A 20,453-nucleotide genomic window follows, 5' to 3' on the forward strand; every position below is an offset into this window, starting at 1 on the left:
CCGTGGACGCACCCCTGACCGGCGTCCGTGTCGTGTCCGTCGCGGTCAACCTGCCGGGGCCGGCCGCCGTCGCGCGGCTCACCCGGCAGGGGGCGGACGTCGTCACCGTCGTCCCGCCGGGCGGTGACCCGATGGAGCAGTTCGCGAGGGCCTACTTCGACGAGCTGCACGTCGGTCAGGAGGTGCGCCGGGTCGACCTGAAGTCCGACGCCGGCCGGGCCGAGCTCGACGAGCTGCTCGCTGCCGCAGACGTCCTCGTCACGAGCTCGCGGCCGTCGGCGCTGCGTCGGCTCGGGCTCGACTTCGCGTCCGTGCACGCGCGGCACCCGCAGGTCTGCCAGGTCGACATCGTCGGCTACCCCGGCGACGACGCGGAGACCCCCGGGCACGACCTCACGTACCAGGCCGCCACCGGCCTGCTGGGCGAAGGGGGGATGCCCGCCACCCTCGTCGTCGACCTCGCCGGGTCGGAGCGGGCAGCGGCCGAGGCCGCGGCGGCGCTCGTCGCCCGGGCCCGGGTCGGCGAAGGGGTGCGCCGCGAGGTCGCCCTCTCCGACCTGTCGGAGACGATGTCGCGCCCGCTCGCCCACCGCCTCACCGCTCCGGGCGCCCTGCTGGGCGGCGGCTTCCCGGCGTACGGCCTCTACGACGTGTCCGACGGGCGCATCGCGCTCGCGGCCCTCGAGCCGCACTTCACCGCCCGCCTGCTCGAGGTCCTCGGCATCCCCTCCGAGGAGCTCTCGCGCGAGCGGCTCCAGGCCATCTTCGCCGAGCGCTCCGCCGACGAGTGGGAGGAGTGGGCGCAGGCCCACGACATCCCGCTCACCCCCCTTCGCGCCGCCACCGCTCCCTGACCCGCCCACCGCACGCCCGCCACCGCTCCCGCTGCCTGCAGCTCCTCGGCGGGTACGGCTACATGCTCGAGTACCCGATCGCGCGCCTGTACGCCGGCGCTCGCGTGCACAAGATCTACGGCGGGACCAACGAGATCATGGAGGAGCTGATCTCCCGCACCCTGTGAGTCCCTTCCCGCTCCGTCCGTGCGTTGTCTAAGGTCGCACCATGGGTCTGACTGATGTGATTCTCGTGCGGCACGGCCAGTCCGAGGGGAATGTCGCTGCGGAACGAGCGCAGGCGGAGCGCAGGGACCGGATCGAGGTGCCGGCGCGGGACCCCGACGTCGTGCTGTCGCAGGTCGGGCAACGACAGGCCGACGCCGTGGGGCGCTGGTTGACCGCGCTCCCACCTGATGAGCAGCCCCAGGTGATCTGGACGAGTCCCTATCGTCGCGCTCGCGAGACGGCGGAGCGCGCCCTGGCCGTCGCCGAGGTGGACCTCGACTACCGCGTCGACGAGCGGCTTCGGGACCGCGACATGGGGATCACCGACCAGCTCACCGCGCAGGGGATCACGGCCCGCTTCCCCGAGGAGGCGGAGCGACGCCAGTGGCTGGGCAAGTTCTACTACCGCCCGCCGGGCGGCGAGTCGTGGGCCGATGTCGCCCAACGCGTGCGCGGCGTGCTGACCGATCTCGCCAACACCGAGACGCACGAGCGGGTCCTCGTCACCGGGCACGACGTCGTCCTGCTGCTCTTCTGCTACGTCGCCGAGGGCCTCGGCGAGGAGGAGGTGCTCGAGCGGGCGCGCACCAACGGGTTGCGCAACGCCGCCATCTGCCGGATCCGCCGCGACGAGGAGTCCGTGACCGGATGGGTCGTGACGGAGTACAACCTGGACTCCCACCTGCGCGAGGAGGGCGTCGAGGTGACGGATCAGCCCGGCGCCTCGGACGAGGTCGGGGCCGAGCGTGCCTGAGGAGAGCGCTCCTCGAGGGCCCGACAGCGGCGTGGTCGCGGGGGTGGAGGGCGGCTCGCCGAGGTTGCCGCGCCTGGTCACCCCGGCGCTGCTGCGGTCCTGGCCGCTGCCCGAGCCGGACGGGACCAAGTACAGCCGTGGCCTGGCCCTCGTGGTGGGCGGCTCCTGCTCGACCCCCGGCGGAGCGATCCTGGCCGGGGTCTCCGCGCTGCGGATGGGTGCCGGTCGGCTGCACCTGGCCACGGCGGAGGGGGTCGCCACGCAGGTGGCCGTCGCGGTGCCCGAGTGCGGCACGACAGGGCTGCCGCAGGACGGCAGTGGCGCCGTCACGGGGGAGGACTGCGGGGTCCTGCTCGAGCGGGAGCTGTCGCGAGCGGATGCGGTGCTCGTCGGGCCCGGACTCTCCGACGCCGAGGGCTCGGCCCGGCTCCTCCACGAGGTCGTCGGGGTGCTGCCGGAGGGCACCCCCATCGTCCTCGACGCGTTCGCGGCGACGATACTGCCGGACGTCCCGGACCAGGTCGCCCGCGCACTCGCCGGCAGGCTCCTGCTCACCCCCAACTCCAGCGAGCTGGCCCGGCTCGTCGACCGGGACACGCTGGCCGAGGACGACGTCGTGGATGCTGCTCTGGCCGTGGCGCGGCGGTTCGGCGCGGTGGTGAGCTGCGACAGCTGGATCGTCGCCGGGGGCGATGTCTGGCAGGTCACGACCGGTGACACCGGGCTCGGCACGTCGGGCAGTGGTGATGTCGTGGCCGGGGCCGCCCTGGGTCTGCTCTCACGGGGCGCCGGGCTGGTGCAGTCGCTGGTCTGGGCGAAGTACGTCCACGCGGCTGCCGGCGACGCCCTCGCAGCCCGCTTCGGTCGGGTCGGCTACCTCGCGAGCGAGATCCCACCGGAGCTGCCCCTCGTCCTCGGGACGCTGCGGGGCGACTGAGTCCCCGGCGAACGCTCGGCCCGCAGCGCCGGCAGGAGGCACCACACGCCGCCCAGGCCGAAGACGCCGGCGGCCGCCATCGCGAGCTGGGTCGACGTCGCGGAGGCGAGCAGACCGGCCAGGGGCATGGTGATCGCGGTGAAGCCGAAGGCCGACATCGAGGCGAGCGACAGCACGGTCGAGCGGTTGGCCGAGCTCGCCTCGCGGTGCAGCAGCGCGTTGTAGGCCGGGCCCTGCATGCCGTGGCCGGTGTAGGCGAGCAGGTGGGCGACGACGAGGCCGATGGGGCCGACCGCCAGCGCCATGCCGATCGTCAGGACGCTGTGCACGAGCCGGCCGAGGATCGCCGCGCGGGCCACGCCCCAGCGAGCAGAGGCCCTGCCGCACGCCCACGCCCCGAGCGCGAAGACGAGCCACGCGACGGCCGCGAGCGGACCCATGACGACGCCGGCGCGCTCCTCGCCGCCGAGGAGCTCGGCCATCCGCACCGGGGTGAGCGACTCCGAGGCGATGAGTGCCGTGCTCCAGAAGCACTCGAGCAGCACCAGCCCGCGCAGCACCGGGTTGTCGCGCACGAGCCGCAGACCGGACCCGATGATGCGCGGCGTGGCCCTGGCCGACGTCGCCGCGCGGGCCCAGCCCGTCGAGTCGAGGTGGGTGACCGGTTCGCGCATGAGCGCGACGACCGCGACCAGGTGGACCACCGACAGCGCCAGGCAGACGACGACCGGCAGCCACAGCGCCGAGTGCGACCCGATCGGGTGCCACGCGACGAGCCCACCGGACAGCAGCGCCCCACCCGCGATCGCCAGGCCGAGGATCGAGGTCGAGCGGGAGAGGTCCTGGTCGACGTCCGCGCCCGGACGGCTCACGTGGACCGTGTCGACGTACCAGGCCTCCAGCGGCCCCGAGTCGAGCGCGCGGAAGACACCGGTGAGCAAGGACGCGAGGACGAAGGCGAGGAAGGACTGGGCCACGAGCAGCGCCACCATCGACGCGACGTTGGCGACCGCGGCCGCGACCAGCACCGGGCGGCGGCCGAGCGCGTCGGCGAAGCCGGACGTCGGCAGCTCCAGTGCCACGACCGCGACGCCCATGACCGCGGAGGCGGTGAGCGCCTGCGGGAGGGTCAGACCCCGCTCGAGCTGCCAGAGCGTGAAGAGCCCGACGACGAAGCCGATCGGCAGCCAGCGGGTCGTCGTCAGGGTGAGGAAGACGCGGCGGGCGGCATCGGGGGAGAGCGGCTCACGCATCCCAGGGGTCCTCGTCCTCGGTGGGGAAGCTCGAGACGATGACGGCGTAGCGGCGCTGGCCCTCCTCGAGGGGGCCGGGGGCCGGGGGATGCTCCTCGAGGACCTCCCAGACGAGGGCCTCGAAGCGCTCCTGGATCCTCGCCGCCTGCTCCGCCGTCACGGGCACCTGCAGATCGCTGATCGAGGTGAGCGGGCGCCAGTCGTCGGACTCGCCCCCACGGCGGGTCGCGGCCGCCTGCATCCGGCTCGCCGAGTGTGTCACCGCCAGCTGGTGGAAGGCGTCGGTGGCGTCCCTCCCTTCGTCCGTGGTCACGTCCTCGTCGCGCACGGAGGTCGACAGCGCGCTCGCCCGCCACCAGCGGTCCCGTCTGGTGCCGAGCTCGGGCGCCTCCTCGATGAACCCGTGCTCCGCGAGCTGGCGCAGGTGGTAGCTCGTCGCGCCCGAGTTGAGCCCGAGGCGGCGCGCGACCTGGCTCGCCGTGGCGGGGCCGAGCGTGCGCAGCATGCCGAGCAGCCGCAGGCGCACCGGGTGCGAGAGGGCCTTGAGCTGGGTGATGTCGGGGACGACGGGCTCCATGGGACGAGGATAGACCGCAAAGAGATGTTTGCAAAGAGCCCTTTGCGATGCACTGTTCGCGTAGACGTCAGGCGGTGTTCTCCCTTCGCGCCTACCGTCGGGCGCATGACCCGACTCCCGAGGTACGCCGCCCTCCTCGGCGTCGCCGCCCTGGCCGCGACCGCCGCTCCCGCCACCGCCACCCCTCAGGCGAAGGGGGGTCCCGGCACCCAGACCGTGCGCTTCGCGAGCTTCAACGCCTCGCTCAACCGCGCCACCGAGGGCCAGCTCGTCAACGACCTCTCGACACCCGACGACGTCCAGGCCCGCAACGTCGCCGAGACGATCCAGCGCGCGGACCCGGACGTGGTGCTCGTCAACGAGTTCGACTACTCGCCGGAGGCCGCCGAGCTCTTCCGCGACAACTACCTCGCGGTCGGCCAGCGCGGTGCGGACCCCATCGCGTACCCGTACCACTACATCGCCCCGAGCAACACGGGCGTGCCGAGCGGCCACGACCTCAACGACGACGGCCGGGTCGGCGGGGGCGACGACGCGTTCGGCTTCGGGCTCTTCCCGGGGCAGTACGGCATGGTCGTCTACAGCAAGTACCCGATCGACCTCGACCGCGTGCGGACCTTCCAGGAGTTCCGCTGGGCCGACATGCCGGGCAACCGCATCCCCACGGACTACTACTCGCCGGCCGAGCAGGCGGACCTGCGGCTGAGCTCCAAGAGCCACTGGGACCTGCCGATCGAGATCGGCCGCAAGGACGTGCACTTCCTCGTGAGCCACCCGACGCCGCCCACCTTCGACGGTCCCGAGGACCGCAACGGTCGGCGCAACGCGGACGAGATCCGCTTCTGGGGCGACTACGTCACGGGTGGGCGGACCGCCGCGTACATCCACGACGACGAAGGGGGCCGGGGCGGGCTGGCGCGCGACGCGCGCTTCGTCATCGCCGGCGACCAGAACGCCGACCCGAACGACGGCGACAGCACGGACGGCTCCATCCACCAGGTCCTCGACAACCCGCGCGTCAACACCTCGCACACCCCGACGAGCGGGGGTGGCGTCGAGGCCAGCGAGACCCAGGGCGGGATCAACGCCGAGCACGTCGGCGACCCGGCCCAGGACACGGCCGACTTCGCCGAGCCGCCGGGCAACCTCCGGGTGGACTACGTGCTGCCGAGCCGCAACCTGCCGATCCGCGACTCCGGGGTCTTCTGGCCCACGAGCGACAGCCCGCTGTACCGCCTGACCGGCACCTACCCCTTCCCGACGAGCGACCACCGGCTCGTCTGGGCGGACGTGAAGGTCGCGGGGAGCGGGACGCGACGCTGACCCCCTTCGTCCGCAGCTGAGCAGGACTTTCCTCGCCTTCGCAGGAGTTTCAAACTCTTGCGAAGGCGAGGTTTATCGGGTGACCCGAGAAACCTGGGGCGCATGGGGTTCGGGGTCGGACAGGCGGGCGCGTTAGTGTCGCAACATGTCAGCTGCGGCCGTCGGTGACGATCCCTCCACGCTGCTCGACGACTACCGCGAGGTCGTCACGAGCAGCGAAGGGGTGGACGAGCTCGTCACCCTCGACGGGGTCCGCGAGGCCGCGCAGCCGCTCGCGGACCAGCTCGCCGGGGCCGGGCTGCCCGCGCTGCTCGCCGCCCGCGCGGCTGCCCGCCGCTTCGTCGCCGACGATGGCATCACCTACGGCGCCGGGGTCCCCGCGGAGGGCAGCGACGCCGCCGAGGGGCCGCAGGTCCCGACGGAGCCGCGCGAGTGGGAGCTCGACCCGCTCCCGCTGACCTTCGGCCCGGCCGAGTGGGCGCGGCTGGAGCAGGGCGTCAGGCAGCGCTCCGCCCTCCTCGACGAGGTGCTCACCGACCTCAGCGGCGAGCAGCGGCTCGTGCGCCACGGCATCCTGCCGGGCGCCGCGGTCTTCGGCCACGACGGGTGGCTGCCGCAGGCCGACGGGATCCGCGTCCCCGGACCGCGCCAGCTCGTCATGCCGGCGATGGACCTGGCCCGCGACCGCAACGGCACCTGGCGGGTCTTCGCCGACCGGACGCAGGCACCGAGCGGCGCGGGCTTCGCCATGGCCAACCGGCGGATCACCGCCCGGGTCCTGCCCGACCTGCACCGTGAGGTCGACCTCGCCCGGCTGCGCGGCTTCTTCTTCCAGGTGCACAAGGCGCTCGTCGCGGCGGCCCCCGAGACCGACGACGTGCCCCGGATCGTCATCCTCACGCCGGGCGCGCTCAGCGACGCCGCCTTCGACGAGGCCCTCCAGTCCACGGTCCTCGGCGTGCCCGTCGTCGAGTCCGAGGACCTCGTGAGCCGGGACGGCCGGATCTGGATGCGCACGACCTCCGGGCTCACCCCGGTCGACGTCATCATGCGCCGGGTCGAGGGCGACGCGGTCGACCAGCTCGACCTGCGCGGCGACTCCCGGCTCGGGCTGCCGGGCATGGTCGAGGCCGCCCGCCTCGGCAACGTCTCGATCGTCAACCCCGTCTCCTCCGGCGTCCTGGAGAACCCTGCCCTCATCCCGTACCTGCCGCAGATCTGCCGGCACGTCCTCGGCGAGGACCTCTCGCTCGCCTCGACGCAGACGTGGTGGGCCGGCGAGCCGACGCACCTCAGCCACATCGTCACCCAGCTCTCCAGCCTCGTCGTCAAGCCCGCCTCGCGCCAGGGCAACACCAACTCGATCTTCGGCTGGGAGCTGAGCGCGCAGGAGCGCGACGACCTCGCGATGCGCATCCAGGCCGAGCCGTGGCGGTGGACGGCGCAGGACCCGCTGACGATGTCGACCGCGCCCGTGGTCACGGCCGGCGGGCTCGAGCCGCGCAGCGTCGTGCTGCGCACCTTCGCCGTCGCCGACGAGGACGACTACGCGGTCATGCCCGGTGGTCTCGCCCGGGTCGCCGTGCGCCCCGACTCCGGGGCGATCTCGAGCATCAGCGGGGCGATGAGCAAGGACGTGTGGGTCCGCGCGGACCCCGACGCGCCGCGCGAAGGGGAGGTCCTCACCTTCCCCAGCGTCCAGGGCGGGACGGCGAGCGGCTACGCAGCCCCGGCACCGCGCGTCGCCGCCGACCTGTACTGGATGGGCCGCTACGCCGAGCGGGCCGAGGCCGCCGCCCGGCTGCTGCGCGTCGCCGACAACCTCGTCGACGACCACGCGGCCCGGCCCGGGACGACCGGCCACACCGCGATGCTCGCGATCCTCGACGCCGTCACCGAGGTCATGTCGGTCTCGCCCGGGTTCCAGGGCGAGGGCGCCGCGGCTCGCCGCGAGGACCCGCTGCCGTACCTGCGCGAGCTGACGCTCGAGCCGCGGGTCATCGGGTCGGTCGCCTACAGCACCCACCGCGCCGTCATCGCCGCCCAGGCCGTGCGCGAGAGCCTCTCGCTCGACACCTGGCTGGTCATGTCGCGCCTCGAGCGCACCCTCCAGCACGCCGTCCCGCAGGACGACCTGCAGGAGCTGCTCATGGAGACCATCGAGGGCCTGCTCGCGCTCGCGGGCATCGGGGTCGAGTCGCTCATCCGCGACCCCGCCTGGGCCTTCACCGACGCCGGCAAGCGGGTCGAGCGCGCCCAGCAGACGATCCGGCTGCTCTCCAGCGTGCTCGCCGTCGAGCGCGCGCCCGTCGTCGAGGGCACGACGACCGAGGCCGCGCTCATGGCCGCAGAGTCCGTCATCACCTACCGGCGGCGGCTCACCGGTGGACTCGGGAGCCTGTCCTCGCTCCAGGCGGCCGTCGACCTGCTCCTGCGGGACGTCACCAACCCGCGCTCGGTCGCCTTCCAGGTCGAGCGGCTCGTCGAGGCCCTCGACCTCATCGACGACGAGGACGCGCTGCCGCTGGCGCGCGAGCTGACGGAGCGGATCGCGGTCCTCGACCTCGACGAGCTCTTCGCCGACGCCCGCGCGCCCCTCGGCGAGGCACTCACCCGGCTCGGCAACGACCTGCGCACGATCCACCGCACGATCGACGCCTCGTACTTCAGCCGCAAGACCCCGGGACGCAGTGTCCAGTGGGTCCAGTGGAACGGTGGGGAGGAGTCCTGGTGAGCATCGACAACACCTCTGTCCCCCCGCACCCGCCGGCCCCCGAGCCGGTCGCCACCGGCAACCCGCTGGTCCCCGTCATCAAGCCGGAGCACCACACCCTTCGTCGGTACGAGGTGCGCCACCGCACGACGTACACGTACGAGGAGTACGTGACCGACTCCTTCGGCCGGGCGCTGCTGCGGCCGCGGGAGACCGCGCAGCAGCGGGTCGTCGAGCACTCCGTCGAGATCGTGCCCGAGCCGCACATCCACACCGAGCACGTCGACCACTTCGGCAACCACTCGAGCTTCTACGAGGTGCGCACGCCGCACACCGTGCTCGACGTGTACAAGCGCAGCCTCATGGAGATCGAGTGGCCGCCGCCGGACATGGGCCGGCTGGACGCGTGGACGGTCGCGGAGGTCGCCGAGCTCGTCGACGCCGGCGAGGGGATCGACCGGGCCGAGGCGGCGCAGTACCTGCTGCCGTCGGCGCTCGTCGAGATCGCACCCGAGGTCATCGCCTACTCGGCCGGCATCCTGCCCCCGGACCGGCCCTTCGGCGAGGCCCTCGTCGCGCTGTACTCCGACATCTACCGCGACTTCACGTACGCCAAGGGCACGACGAGCGTGAAGACCACGCTGCCGGAGCTGCTCGCCCAGCGCGAGGGCGTCTGCCAGGACTTCGCCCACCTCGCCGCCGGCTGCCTGCGCGCCGTCGGCATCCCCGGCCGCTACGTCTCGGGCTACATCGAGACCCGGCCGGCGCCGGGCAAGGTCAAGCTGCAGGGCTCGGACGCCTCGCACGCGTGGGTCGCGGCGATGACCCCCGACGGCGACTGGGTCGACCTCGACCCGACCAACAACCACTTCGCCGACTCGCGCTACATCGTCACCGGCTGGGGACGGGACTTCCGCGACGTCTCGCCGCTCAAGGGCGTGATCTTCGGCGAAGGGGGTGGGTCCAGCCTCAAGGTCGGCGTCGACGTCATCCCCCAGGACGGGTCGGACCCGCGCGCCGGGACGACCCCGCAGTAACCTGACGACCATGCCCGTGACTGCCTTCGTCCTCGGTGGCGGTGGCGTCCTCGGAGCGACCCAGGTGGGCATGCTGCGCGCGCTGCTCGCCGCGGACATCACGCCCGACCTCGTCGTCGGCACGAGCATCGGCTCCGTCAACGGTGCCTTCATCGCCGCCGACCCGACCGCCGAGGGCGTCGAGCGGCTCGAGGGCCTGTGGCGCGATGTCGTCAGCTCGGGGGAGATGAGCGAGAACCCCGTGCGGCAGGCCGCGCGCTTCGCGAGGCACCGCACGCACGTCATGCGGCGCGGGCTCATCGCGGACCTCGTGGAGCGGCACCTGGGGGTCGACCTCATCGAGGACCTACCGGTGCCCTTCCAGTGCGTCGCCGCGGAGATCGAGAGCTCGGCGTCGCGGTGGTTCACGTCCGGCCGGATCGGGCCGGCCGTGGCCGCGAGCTGCGCGGTGCCCGGGCTCTTCCCGCCCGTCCAGATCGACGGCGCGCACTACTACGACGGCGGGCTCGTGCACTCGATCCCCGTGGGGCGGGCGATGGCCCTGGGCGCCACCGACATCCACGTGCTCCAGGTCGGACGGGTCGAGCAGCCGCTCCTCGCGCCGACCAACCCGCTCGACGTCGGGCTCGTGGCCTTCGAGATCGCGCGTCGGCACCGCTTCGTCGAGGAGATCGCGGAGGTGCCCGACTCGGTGCGCCTGCACGTGCTGCCGAGCGGCGTGGACCGGACCCCGACCGCCTCCCTGCTCGGGCAGGGGTCGGTGGCCAAGGTCGAGGACCGCATGGCCCGGGCCTTCGCGGCGACGACCGGCTACCTCGAGGGTCTGGCGTGAGGATCTCGGCGCTGCCCTCGCTGCCCGCTCCGCCGATGTGGCTGCGGCTGCTCCTGCAGGCGCTCTACCCGTTCGTCGGCATCGTCGTGTCCCTGCTCTTCGTCGTCATCACCCCCTGCCTGCTCCTGCTGTGGCCGTGGGACCGGCGGCTGGCGCTCCTGCGCTGCCTCTTCCTCGCGCTCTACGTCATGTGGGAGGACATCGGGCTGGTCGTCGAGTGCTGGTACCTGCGCCTGCGCTCCCCGCGGGGGACGAGCCCCACGTGGGACGCGGACCACCTCGAGCTCATCCAGCGGGCGCTCGACCACGTGCTCTTCACGGCCCGGCGGGTCGTCGGGTTCCACGTCGAGATCGAGGGGGAGCTGACCGTCGGCCGTCCCGGCCACCCGCTCGTCGTCATCTCCCGGCACGCCGGCCCGGCCGACTCGCTCGCCATCGCCTGGCTGCTCGCCTCGACCGCCGGGCGCATCCCCCGGGTCGTCCTCGCCGACGCGATGCTGTGGGACCCGGGCATCGCGATGGTGCTGCAGCGGCTCGACTCCTACTTCGTGCCCTCGCGCTCCGGTGCCGGTGACGACCGGGCGCGTGGCGTCGCCGAGCTCGCCGCGACGCTCACCGCCAAGGACGCGATGCTCATCTTCCCGGAGGGTCGCAACTGGACCCGGGAGCGGCACGAGGTGCAGGTGCGTCAGCTCAAGGCCCGCGGCGAGGCCGAGCGGCTCGCCACCGCCGTCGCCCGCCCCTGGGTCCTCGAGGCCCGCTCCCGCGGCGTCGCCGCGATCCGCGAGCGCGCCCCCGAGGCCGACGTCATGGTCATCGCCCACACGGGGCTCGACATGATCTCCGGGCCGGCCGCGGTCGTGCGGGCCGTGCCCTTCCGCAACCGGCTGCTCCTCCGTGGTCGCACCTTCCGCAGCGAGGACGTGCCGACGGACCCGGACGAGGTCGCGGTCTGGCTCGAGCGGCAGTGGGGCCAGGTCAACCACTGGGTCGACACGCACGTGAGCGGACGGGAGCACCTGTGAGGGCGTGGTTCCCGCCCACGGTGAGCGCCGTGGCGGTCGCGGCCGCGGCCGCGGCGGACAACCGGGTCCACCGGTGGCCGCTCACGCCGCGGACCACCCGGTGGCTGCGGGCGAAGGGGGCGAAGCAGCGCCTCGCCGGGTTCGAGGCGGACCGAGCCGGTCTGGGCGTCGGGACGCGACGCGATGCGCGGGGGCACCTCGTCATGACGACGCCGGGGGCGAGCGAGGGCGCGTGGGTGCTGTGGGTCCACGGCGGCGGCTTCTGCTGGGGCTCGGCGCATGACGGGACCGGGCTGCGGCTGGCGGCCGGGCTCGGCCGGCCGGTCGTCTCGGTCGAGTACCCGCTCGCTCCCGAGGCGCGCTTCCCCGTCGCCGTCGACGTCTGCCTCGAGGCCTACGTGGCGGGGGTGGAGGAGCGCGGCCCGCGGGTCCTGCTCGGCGGCGTCTCGGCCGGCGCCAACCTCGCGCTCGGTGTGCTGCAGCGCATCCGGGAGCTGCGAGCAGCCGGTGACGGGCCGCCGCTGCCGCTCGGGATGGTGGCGCTGACCCCCTTCGGGGACCTGGCGGGAGAGGGCGACAGCCACCGGGTCAACGAGGGCCGCGACGCCTACATCCGGTGGCGGGGGCAGCAGGAGCGGTTCGCCCGGGCCTACGCCGGCGACGCGGACCTGCGCGACCCGCTCGTCTCACCCGTGTACGCCGACTGGTCGGGCGGGGCACTGCCGCCGGCGATCTTCACGACCGGCACGCGCGACCTCTTCCTGTCCGACACCGCCCGGATCCACACGGCCTGGCGGGCCGCCGGCGGGGAGGCGGACCTCGTGCTCGCCGAGGGGCTGTGGCACTCCTACCTCTCCGACCCCCGGCTGCCCGAGTCGGCGGCGCTCACGGCGCGGCTGCTCGACTGGTGCGAGGGCGCGTGCGACGGTTCTTCCCCGCGGGCTCCCATGCTGTAGACAACAAGCATGTCCGAAACCCGCGCTCCGCAGGCCACCCACGATCTCCCCGTGCTCTCCGTCGACGGCGACTGGAGCGGCCAGCTCGTCGCCACCGCCGTCCACGCCGGCCACGACCTGCGACCCGAGGTCCACGAGCAGATGGTCCTCGACGAGGAGGTCCGGCTCCGCGAGGAGGACCCCTTCACCGACCGCTTCATCGAGCGGCTGCCGGCTCGTCTCGTCGTGCACCGGTCGCGCTTCGAGACCGACCTCAACCGGGTCCGCGAGGAGGCGGTCTACCGCGAGCCCGAGGACGCCTGGGGGCTCGACATGTGGCGCGGCGGCCGGCTCCCGGACGACATCGCCGAGCGCTCGCTGGAGGTCTTCGACGAGGTGTACGACGAGCTGGGGCGTCGCTTCGACGAGATCGCGGCCCGCGGCCCCTTCGTCGTCTACGACGTCCACTCCTACAACCACCGTCGTGACGGTGCCGACGCCGTACCGGGCCCCCAGGAGGACAACCCCGACGTCAACGTCGGCACCGGCAGCCTCGACCGGGAGCGCTGGGGCAGCGTCGTCGACACCTTCATGGAGCACGTCGAGCTGTCCGGCGGACGGCTCGACGTGCGCGAGAACGTCAAGTTCCGCGGGCGCGGTATCGCGCAGTGGGCGCACGCGCGCTACCCCGACCAGGCCGTCGTGCTGGCCATCGAGTTCAAGAAGACCTACATGGACGAGTGGACCGGCGAGCCCGACGACGAGCGCATCGCGGCGATCGCCGCGGCCCTCGCCGCCACCCGGGGCCCGGTCCTGGCGGCGCTGGAGCGGCTGACCGAGGGGGCCACGGCATGAGCGAGGACGCCGCGGCGCTGCGCAGGGTCAGCGTCAACGACCTCGCGATCGACCACGCCCTCGCCCAGATGTCGGGGTCGATGCGCTTCCTGCTCGACGTCACCCCCGTCAACGCCGACGACATCAAGGCCGAGTTCGTCGCCGGCAGGGTGAGCGAGCCGCGCTTCGTCTACCGCGAGCTCGAGGCCGACCAGGAGGTCCTCAAGCAGGTCGTCACCAACATCGACGTCAGCCAGGTCGAGGACACCACGGTCGCGTCCCTCCTGCGGGCCAAGCACCGTGAGCTGCTGCTGCAGATCGACATGCTCATGGCACGGGACAGCGACGTCTTCCGCCAGCTGAGCACCGAGCTCTACGGCGGGACCTCCCCCCGCCTGCGGGAGCAGGCGGAAAACATCCTCGCCGCCGTCCCCACCCCCGAGACGAAGGGGGAGGTGGTCACCGCCGAGGAGTTCCTCGGGCTGGCCCAGGCGGAGATCGACCACTACACGGGGATCGACCCCGGCATCGACATCCACGCAGAGGTCCGTGACGACGTCAACGGCGTGGTCGTCTCCGGCAACACCCTGCTCATCGACCCCGACGCGACCGTCCAGCGGGCGCGGGCCGACGCCCTCCTCCAGCACGAGGTCGGGACCCACCTCGTCACGCAGGTCAACGGCTCGGCCCAGCCCATCCAGGTGCTCGGCACCGGTCTCGCCGGCTACGACGAGACCCAGGAGGGGCTGGCGGTGCTCGCCGAGATCGGGTGCGGCGGCCTGACCCCCTTCCGGCTGCGGCAGCTCGCGGCCCGGGTCGTCACCGTCCACCGGATGACGGGGGGTTCCTCCTTCGTCGAGGCGTGGGAGGGACTCGTCGACGCCGGGTTCCCCGAGGCCAGCGCCTTCACCACGACGATGCGCGCCTACCGCTCCGGGGGGCTGACCAAGGACGCCATCTACCTGCGCGGCCTCGTCGACCTGCTGGACCACCTGAGGGGCGGCGGCACCCTCGATCGCCTGTGGCTCGGCAAGTTCTCGCTCGACGACCTGCCGCTCATCGACTCGCTCGACGAGGCCGGCATCCTCAACCCCCCGCGGATCCTGCCGCGGTGGCTCGACGACCCCTCGACGGCGGACCGGCTCGCGGCCGCCGCCGAGTGCTCCGACGACGTCACCCGGCTGCTGCCCCCGAGCGTCCACGCCTGAGCCACCCCCCTTCGTCCCCCACCTGACCCAAGGAGAAGCCCGCATGAAGATCGGATTCGTCGTCAACGACGTCCTCACCGAGGAGCCGTACTACACCACCACCCGCCTGGCGATGACCGCCCACACGATGGGCCACGAGGCCTACCTCATGGGCCTCGGTGACTTCGCCTACGAGCCCGACGGCTCCCTCTCGGCGCGTGCCCGCACCGGCGCGGCGAAGGCCTACAAGTCGCTCGAGCGCTTCCTGGCGGACGTGCAGAAGCCCAAGATCGAGGAGCAGATGCGCATCGACGAGTTCGACGTCGTCATGATGCGCTTCGACCCGGCCGACGACGCCGAGGACAACCCGTGGGCGGGCAACGCGGGCGTGGCCTTCGGCCAGCTCTTCGCGGCTGCCGGCGTCCTCGTCGTCAACGACCCCACCTCGCTGGCCAACGCGCTCTCCAAGGCCTACTTCCAGCACTTCCCGGAGATCGTGCGGCCCAAGACCCTGATCTCCCGCGACGAGGCGCTCATCGAGCAGTTCGTCGGTGACCTCGGCGGCCGGGCCGTGCTCAAGCCCCTGCAGGGCTCCGGGGGCAGCGGCGTCTTCCTCGTCGACCGCAAGGAGTCCCCCAACCTCAGCCAGATCATCGAGGCGATCGCCCGTGACGGCTACGTCGTCGCCCAGGAGTACCTGCCCGAGGCCAAGGACGGTGACGTGCGCATGTTCGTCATGAACGGCCGCCCGCTCGAGGTGGACGGGCAGGTCGCCGCCTTCCGCCGCAGGAGCACGAGCAAGGACCTGCGCTCGAACATGTCAGCCGGCGGCAAGGCCGTGAAGGTGACGATCACCCCCGCGATGCGCGACCTCGTGGAGGCGGTGCGTCCCAAGCTCATCGCCGACGGCATGTTCCTCGTCGGGCTCGACATCGTCGGCGACAAGCTCATGGAGGTCAACGTCTTCAGCCCCGGTGGGTTCGGCTCGTGCGAGCAGCTGTACGGCATCGACTTCGTGCCCGCGGTCATCGCCGACCTCGAGCGCAAGGTCGCCGTCGGCAAGCACTACGCGGACATCGCCAACACCCGCCTGGCGACGCTCTGAGCGGCGCCCGGCCGGCGGGCGCCGACCTCAGGCTTCGACCTCAGTCGCCGAGCCGCCGCAGCCGGTCGAGCCAGTCACGGGCGGCGACGAAGGCCGCGTCGCTCGTGATCGGGTCGACGGTGATCGGGGTCCCGGCGGCCGCCGGGTAGGAGCCGAGGAAGCGCACGTCCGCGCAGACCCGGTGCAGGCTCATCAGCGCGGCACCGACCCGCTCGTCCTGAACGTGCCCCTCGAGGTCGATCGAGAAGCAGTAGGAGCCCATCGACTTCTTCGTCGGGCGGGACTCCAGCCGCGTCATGTTGATGCCCCGCACCGCGAACTGCTCGAGCAGCTCGAGCAGGCCACCGGCCCGGTCGGCGCGCTGGTAGAGCACGACGGTCGTCTTGTCGCGGCCGGTCGGGGCGGGCAGCCAGTCCGGCCGCGCCACGACGACGAACCGGGTGACGGCGTTGGTCATGTCGCCGATGTCGTGCGCCAGCACCTCGAGCCCGAAGTGCTCCGCGGCGATCAGGGCGCACACCGCGACGTCGTAGCCGAGGTCGTCCGGGTGCTCGGCGAGGTCCTTGGCCGCGGAGGCGGTCGAGAGCGTCGGCACGTAGATCGCCTGCGGCGCCTCCTTGCCGGCCCACCCGCGCACCTGCGCCCACGCGTGGCTGTGCGTGCCGATCGCGCGGACCCGGCCCAGGTCCGTGCCCGGTCGCGCGCACGCGACGAAGGTGATCGGCACGAGCACCTCGCCGACGACGACGAGCGGGTCGCCCGAGGCGAGGGCGTCGAGGGTGGCCGAGACACCCCCTTCGACGCTGTTCTCGATGGGCACGACCGCCGCGTCGACGTCGCCGGCGCGCAGCGCGTCGAGCGCGGCGTCGACCGACCCGAGCGGCACCTGCTCGTGGGCCGCGTCGGCCACCCACGACAGCAGCGCCTGCTGCGTGAAGGTGCCCTCGGGTCCGAGGTAGGCGTAGCGGGTCATGTCTCCTCCAGTGGTCGGGGTCAGGCGTCCGGAGACCCGGTGCGGGCCGCCGCGAGCGCCTGACGCTCCTCGGGGGTGAGGGTGGCGTCGGCGTCGCCGCCGACGACGCCCTTGGCGTAGGTGCGGGACTCCCCGCGGCCGTGGATGCTGCTGAGGACGAAGCCGTCGCCGGTGTCGTCGACGACCGCGGCGGAGAAGCTCAGCCGCCCGCCCATGTCGCCGAAGGCGTCGTAGCGCACGACGGCCACGTGCCGCAGCGCCTGGGCGAGCTCGTGACGAAGGGCGACGAGGTCACCCTCGCCGACGGGCGCGCGCTGCTCGAGCATCACGACCCGTTCGGTGAGGCGGCGCACCCCGGCGAGGAGCACGACGACGCACAGCAGGGCGAGCGCGAGCCCGCCCAGCAGCGCGATCTCGACGGCACTCATGCGGTCACCCTAGGGGCTGGGTCGGGCCCGTCGACCGGCGTCTCGTGGGCGCGCTCGCGGTCGGTGCGCAGCACCGCCCAGCCGAGGAGGGCGAGGACGACGACGCTGCCGATGACATTGCCCTCGACGAGGAGGTCGCCGACCCAGGCGGGGGAGCGCCCTTCGCGCTTCCAGAGCACCCCCCAGAACGGCATCGTGCAGACGAACCACGCGACGACGACGGCCGCGGCCGCGACCCGTCGCACGTCCGGGCGGGCCCGCAGCACCGAGACGCCGAGGATCGCCGGGACGATGACCATGATCCAGTGCAGGTGGTGCACCCAGGAGACGGGCGAGAGGAGGAACCCGGCGAGCCCGATCGCCGCGGCCTCGGCCACCCAGTCACCCTGCCGGTACGCGCGGTGGCCGATCCAGAAGACGAGCGCGCCCATGACGAGCAGCCACGGTGCCCACGCGAGGGTGAGCTCGGTGCCCTCGAGGCCGCGCCGCAGGAGCGTCGCGCGGAAGGCCTGGTTGGCCGAGCCGTCGTTGGGTCCCAGACGGGTCGGGTCGGAGAGCGCGCCGCCCCAGAAGGCGAAGGAGGCCTGCGGCAGCACGAGCCACGCCGCGACCGAGACGAAGGTCGCCGTCCCGATCGCCCACCCGGCCTCGCGCCACCGCTTGTTGAGGAGGTAGTGGATGACGAAGACGCCCGGCGTGAGCTTGATGGCCATGGCCATCCCGACGAGCATCCCCGGCGGGACCTGCATCAGCCAGCGGTGCCGCGGCCGCTGCAGGTCGAGCAGGATCATCAGCACGAGGAAGGCGTTGACTTGCGCGAAGCGGATCCCGTCGCCGACCGGCTGCGTCCACAGGAACCCGGCAGCGACGACGCCGACGAGCACGGGCGCCCACCGGCCCACGCGCTCGCGGAGCCGGTACCAGGCGATCCACGTGATCGCGACGTTCGCGAGGAGCTGGGTGATCGTCCACCCCCACGCCGCGACGGGGAAGGGGACGAGCGCGAGGGGCACCGACAGGAAGGCCGCGATCGGCGGGTAGGTGAAGGGGAGCAGCTGCGGTGGCTGCGTCATCTGCGCGTAGATCGGGCGCCCCTGGAGCACCGACAGGCCGCCCTCGCGGTAGACCTGCACGTCGACCTGCCACTGGTCCTGCGGGAAGAGGAAGAGGAACTTCGCGACCGGCCAGGCCGCGACCAGCACGAAGAGCACCACCCCGAGCAGCAGGTGCGGGCGGCTCACTCGGGTCATGGCCTCCATTGTGTCCGACGCGGATCCGCGTCGGCCCATCACTACGGTGGGTCCATGCTCCGCCTCGCCCTGCTCGTCCTCGCCGGCCTCGTGCTGCTCGGCGCTGCGACGCCGGCGCAGGCCGCGGACGCTCCCCGCGACGTCGTCGTCATCGGCGCGCCCGGCCTCTCGTGGAGCGACATCACGACGAAGGGGGCCCCAGCCATCCACTCCTTCGCCGGCGACGCGGCGGTCACCAACGTCAACGTCCGCTCGACGTACTTCACCTCGTGCCCGAGCGACGGCTGGCTCGGTCTGTCGGCGGGCACCCGCGCCGCCGAGCCGCGTGATGTGACGCGGGGACAGCTGCGCGCTCACCCGCGTGCGCTGCCGCGCTGCTCGCCGCTGCCGAGCCTGCCCGGCCCAGGGTCCGGCCCCGAGCTGGTCGCGGTCGACATGGACCGCGAATTCTGGCGCGGCCTGTCGCAGGGCGTCGCGGCACAGGGCTTCGACGCCCGGATCGGGGTCCTCGGCCAGGCCGTGGCCGACGCCGGCGGGTGCATCGCCGGCTCGGGCGACGGCGCGGTCCTCGCGATGCCGGACCTCGAGGGCGTCATCCCGCACGGTGAGCCCGGCGTCCACGAGACCTGCGCGATCACGCTCGTCGGCGCGCCGGCGGTCACCGTCCCCGCCGCCCCCCGTGACCTGAGGAGCGACGAAGGAGCCTCGAAGGTGCGCGCCGACCAGGTGACGGCGGTCGACGAGACCGTCCGCGACGTCCTGACGACCGCGCACTCGGACACCGTGGTGCTGCTCGCCGGCCTCTCCGACGACGGCGGCCAGCCCGGCCTGCGGGTCCTCGCGATGGGTGGCGGCGGCACCGAGCCCGGGTGGCTGCACTCCGACTCGACGACCCGGGACGAGATGGCGCAGGTGGCCGACGTGACGCACACGGCGCTCGCGATCGCCGGGATCACACCTCCTGACGGCATCGCCGGTCGCGAGCTCGTGCCGGTCGGCGACACGGGGTCCTTCGCCGAGCGCCGCGCCCGGCTCGTCGACGACGACACCCAGCTGCGCGAGGCGGACCGGGTGATCCCGCCCTTCTTCCGGGGCTTCGGGGTCGGGCTGGCGCTCCTGCTCGTCTCGGCCGCGGTGGCGTGGCGGTTCGCACCGCGCGCCCGGCCGGTCGTCACCGCGGTCACCGGGGTCGTGGGGCTGGCAGCGATGGCCCTGCCCGTGTCGACCTACCTCGTGACACGGACGCGGTGGTTCGCCACGGACGAGCCCTTCGCGGGGTTCGTCGCGCGGGTGGCGGTCATCGACCTCGTGGTCGTCGCGCTCACCGTGCTCGGGATGCTCCTCGGGCGGCGGAGAGCGCCGGACTCTCCCTTCGCCCCAGCGCTCGTGCCGGTCGGGGTCGTCGCCGGCCTCACCTGGCTGGTCCTCGCCGGCGACCTGCTGCTCGGCAGCGGTCGGATGACGATGCTCTCCGTCCTAGGGCTGCTGCCGCTCGACGGCGGGCGGTTCCACGGGTTCGGCAATGTCCCCTTCGCCATCTTCGTCGCCTCCGCCTTCCTGCTGGTCACGGCGCTCGTCAGCCCGCTGCTCGCGGCGGGGCGGCGCCGGGCCGCGGTCGGGGTCGTCCTCGTGCTGGGCGGGGCGACCTTCCTCGTCGACGCCTGGCTCGGGGCCGACGGGGGTGGGGCGCTCGCGCTCATCCCCTCGGTGGTCTACCTGGTGCTCGCGGTGGCGGGCGTGCGCCTCACGTGGGCCCGGGTGCTCGGGATCGGCGTGGTGACCGCGGTCGGGTTCCTCGCGATGGCCGGCGCCGACTGGTTGCGGCCGGAGGAGCAGCGCACGCACCTCGGCCGGTTCTTCGGCACGCTCCTCGACGGGGACGCGTGGGCGATCATCGTGCGCAAGCTCGAGACCAATGTCGACCTGCTGCTCGGCCCGGAGCGCGCCGCCCTGCTCGTGCCGGTCGTGCTCGTCGCGGTGATCTGGGTGCTCGCGCGCCCGGACAGCGCCCTGGGCCGCCGCGTGTCACCCCTGCTCGATGCCCACGCCGGCCTGCGCATCGGCCTCACGGCCCTCGTCGTGGCGCTGACCGTCGGCTTCCTGCTCAACGACTCCGGCACCGCGATCCCGGCGGCTGCCGCGCTCGTCCTCGCGCCCGCGCTCGTCGTGCTCGTCGTCGGGACGCAGCCGGCGAGCACAAGAGGTCGTGCTGCTGCATCTCGTGGCTGA

The 20,453-nt window shown here is 73.1% G+C and carries 18 protein-coding genes and 1 pseudogene; 14 read left to right on the forward strand and 5 right to left on the reverse strand.

Translation table 11 applies throughout. From position 1 onward, the window contains the following. The first annotated feature begins 2 nt into the window (after positions 1–2). The 4 genes and pseudogenes from V3C34_RS02660 (at position 3) to V3C34_RS02675 (ending at position 2,752) form a co-directional block, all read left to right on the forward strand. The gene (locus tag V3C34_RS02660; RefSeq protein ID WP_346007990.1) at positions 3–854 is read left to right on the forward strand and encodes a CoA transferase; all 852 of its coding nucleotides are present in this window, start codon (positions 3–5) and stop codon (positions 852–854) included. A gap of 29 nt (positions 855–883) precedes the next feature. Beyond that, positions 884–1,021: pseudogene (locus tag V3C34_RS02665) on the forward strand (acyl-CoA dehydrogenase family protein); the annotation flags it as partial. Between the two features lie 41 nt (positions 1,022–1,062). Next, positions 1,063–1,815 carry a histidine phosphatase family protein gene (locus V3C34_RS02670; protein ID WP_068327485.1) on the forward strand — a complete coding sequence of 251 codons (753 nt, stop codon included), beginning with the start codon at positions 1,063–1,065 and terminating at the stop codon, positions 1,813–1,815. Further along, positions 1,808–2,752 (forward strand): ADP/ATP-dependent (S)-NAD(P)H-hydrate dehydratase, encoded by a 945-nt coding sequence (locus tag V3C34_RS02675; protein ID WP_346007991.1) that lies wholly within the window; start codon positions 1,808–1,810, stop codon positions 2,750–2,752. Before V3C34_RS02670 ends, V3C34_RS02675 begins: the two co-directional genes overlap by 8 nt. Here V3C34_RS02675 and V3C34_RS02680 read toward each other — a convergent pair. After that, positions 2,689–4,005, reverse strand: a complete 1,317-nt coding sequence (locus tag V3C34_RS02680) for an MFS transporter (RefSeq protein WP_346007992.1) — start codon at positions 4,003–4,005, stop codon at positions 2,689–2,691. The two genes, V3C34_RS02675 and V3C34_RS02680, sit on opposite strands and share 64 nt — an antisense overlap. Continuing rightward, entirely contained in the window at positions 3,998–4,582 is a 585-nt protein-coding gene (locus tag V3C34_RS02685) for a helix-turn-helix domain-containing protein (protein ID WP_338539060.1), read from the reverse strand. Before V3C34_RS02685 ends, V3C34_RS02680 begins: the two co-directional genes overlap by 8 nt. A gap of 105 nt (positions 4,583–4,687) precedes the next feature. On the opposite strand from V3C34_RS02685, the gene V3C34_RS02690 reads away from it, so the two are divergent. From V3C34_RS02690 to V3C34_RS02730, 9 genes are all read left to right on the forward strand, one after another. Next, on the forward strand, positions 4,688–5,905 hold the full coding sequence (locus V3C34_RS02690) for an endonuclease/exonuclease/phosphatase family protein (protein ID WP_346007993.1): 1,218 nt from the start codon (positions 4,688–4,690) through the stop codon (positions 5,903–5,905). A gap of 145 nt (positions 5,906–6,050) precedes the next feature. Next, positions 6,051–8,639: a circularly permuted type 2 ATP-grasp protein gene (locus V3C34_RS02695; RefSeq protein WP_068425291.1), complete on the forward strand. Its 2,589-nt coding sequence runs from the start codon at positions 6,051–6,053 to the stop codon at positions 8,637–8,639. Beyond that, positions 8,636–9,655 (forward strand): transglutaminase family protein, encoded by a 1,020-nt coding sequence (locus tag V3C34_RS02700; RefSeq protein WP_346007994.1) that lies wholly within the window; start codon positions 8,636–8,638, stop codon positions 9,653–9,655. The genes V3C34_RS02695 and V3C34_RS02700 overlap by 4 nt, the downstream gene beginning before the upstream one ends. A 10-nt stretch (positions 9,656–9,665) precedes the next feature. Then, entirely contained in the window at positions 9,666–10,487 is an 822-nt protein-coding gene (locus tag V3C34_RS02705; RefSeq protein WP_068425285.1) for a patatin-like phospholipase family protein, read from the forward strand. Then, the gene (locus V3C34_RS02710; protein ID WP_068327466.1) at positions 10,484–11,512 is read left to right on the forward strand and encodes a 1-acyl-sn-glycerol-3-phosphate acyltransferase; all 1,029 of its coding nucleotides are present in this window, start codon (positions 10,484–10,486) and stop codon (positions 11,510–11,512) included. The genes V3C34_RS02705 and V3C34_RS02710 overlap by 4 nt, the downstream gene beginning before the upstream one ends. Then, positions 11,509–12,468, forward strand: coding sequence for an alpha/beta hydrolase (locus V3C34_RS02715; RefSeq protein ID WP_346007995.1), 960 nt, complete (start codon positions 11,509–11,511; stop codon positions 12,466–12,468). The genes V3C34_RS02710 and V3C34_RS02715 overlap by 4 nt, the downstream gene beginning before the upstream one ends. Positions 12,469–12,477: 9 nt before the next feature. Then, positions 12,478–13,302 carry an N-formylglutamate amidohydrolase gene (locus V3C34_RS02720; protein WP_068327460.1) on the forward strand — a complete coding sequence of 275 codons (825 nt, stop codon included), beginning with the start codon at positions 12,478–12,480 and terminating at the stop codon, positions 13,300–13,302. Next, positions 13,299–14,489, forward strand: coding sequence for a flavohemoglobin expression-modulating QEGLA motif protein (locus V3C34_RS02725; RefSeq protein ID WP_346007996.1), 1,191 nt, complete (start codon positions 13,299–13,301; stop codon positions 14,487–14,489). Before V3C34_RS02720 ends, V3C34_RS02725 begins: the two co-directional genes overlap by 4 nt. A 43-nt stretch (positions 14,490–14,532) precedes the next feature. Continuing rightward, positions 14,533–15,573 carry a glutathione synthetase gene (locus tag V3C34_RS02730; RefSeq protein WP_068327455.1) on the forward strand — a complete coding sequence of 347 codons (1,041 nt, stop codon included), beginning with the start codon at positions 14,533–14,535 and terminating at the stop codon, positions 15,571–15,573. Positions 15,574–15,613: 40 nt separating this feature from the next. Here the strand turns inward: V3C34_RS02730 and pheA are convergent, their stop codons facing one another. Genes pheA through V3C34_RS02745 form a run of 3 tightly spaced genes read right to left on the reverse strand, consistent with a single transcriptional unit; the run spans position 15,614 to position 18,224 of the window. Beyond that, positions 15,614–16,546, reverse strand: a complete 933-nt coding sequence (pheA, locus tag V3C34_RS02735; RefSeq protein ID WP_068327452.1) for a prephenate dehydratase — start codon at positions 16,544–16,546, stop codon at positions 15,614–15,616. 20 nt (positions 16,547–16,566) lie between these two features. Continuing rightward, complete coding sequence (locus V3C34_RS02740) at positions 16,567–16,974, reverse strand: DUF4446 family protein (protein ID WP_068425266.1); 408 nt, start codon at positions 16,972–16,974, stop codon at positions 16,567–16,569. Further along, positions 16,971–18,224, reverse strand: coding sequence for a glycosyltransferase 87 family protein (locus V3C34_RS02745; RefSeq protein WP_346007997.1), 1,254 nt, complete (start codon positions 18,222–18,224; stop codon positions 16,971–16,973). Before V3C34_RS02745 ends, V3C34_RS02740 begins: the two co-directional genes overlap by 4 nt. 54 nt (positions 18,225–18,278) lie before the next feature. Between V3C34_RS02745 and V3C34_RS02750 the strand changes: the two genes are divergently transcribed. Continuing rightward, positions 18,279–20,453: a hypothetical protein gene (locus tag V3C34_RS02750; RefSeq protein WP_346007998.1), complete on the forward strand. Its 2,175-nt coding sequence runs from the start codon at positions 18,279–18,281 to the stop codon at positions 20,451–20,453.

This window comes from Janibacter terrae, from assembly GCF_039636765.1.
Taxonomy (GTDB): Bacteria; Actinomycetota; Actinomycetes; order Actinomycetales; family Dermatophilaceae; genus Janibacter; species Janibacter terrae.

Coding starts and splice junctions, on each gene's coding strand:
- pheA (WP_068327452.1), bottom strand. CDS start 16,546: ATGACCCGCTACGCCTACCTCGGACCCGAGGGCACCTTCACGCAGCAG.
- V3C34_RS02680 (WP_346007992.1), bottom strand. CDS start 4,005: ATGCGTGAGCCGCTCTCCCCCGATGCCGCCCGCCGCGTCTTCCTCACC.
- V3C34_RS02740 (WP_068425266.1), bottom strand. CDS start 16,974: ATGAGTGCCGTCGAGATCGCGCTGCTGGGCGGGCTCGCGCTCGCCCTG.
- V3C34_RS02695 (WP_068425291.1), top strand. CDS start 6,051: ATGTCAGCTGCGGCCGTCGGTGACGATCCCTCCACGCTGCTCGACGAC.
- V3C34_RS02720 (WP_068327460.1), top strand. CDS start 12,478: ATGTCCGAAACCCGCGCTCCGCAGGCCACCCACGATCTCCCCGTGCTC.
- V3C34_RS02745 (WP_346007997.1), bottom strand. CDS start 18,224: ATGACCCGAGTGAGCCGCCCGCACCTGCTGCTCGGGGTGGTGCTCTTC.
- V3C34_RS02670 (WP_068327485.1), top strand. CDS start 1,063: ATGGGTCTGACTGATGTGATTCTCGTGCGGCACGGCCAGTCCGAGGGG.
- V3C34_RS02690 (WP_346007993.1), top strand. CDS start 4,688: ATGACCCGACTCCCGAGGTACGCCGCCCTCCTCGGCGTCGCCGCCCTG.
- V3C34_RS02730 (WP_068327455.1), top strand. CDS start 14,533: ATGAAGATCGGATTCGTCGTCAACGACGTCCTCACCGAGGAGCCGTAC.
- V3C34_RS02685 (WP_338539060.1), bottom strand. CDS start 4,582: ATGGAGCCCGTCGTCCCCGACATCACCCAGCTCAAGGCCCTCTCGCAC.
- V3C34_RS02705 (WP_068425285.1), top strand. CDS start 9,666: ATGCCCGTGACTGCCTTCGTCCTCGGTGGCGGTGGCGTCCTCGGAGCG.
- V3C34_RS02725 (WP_346007996.1), top strand. CDS start 13,299: ATGAGCGAGGACGCCGCGGCGCTGCGCAGGGTCAGCGTCAACGACCTC.
- V3C34_RS02750 (WP_346007998.1), top strand. CDS start 18,279: ATGCTCCGCCTCGCCCTGCTCGTCCTCGCCGGCCTCGTGCTGCTCGGC.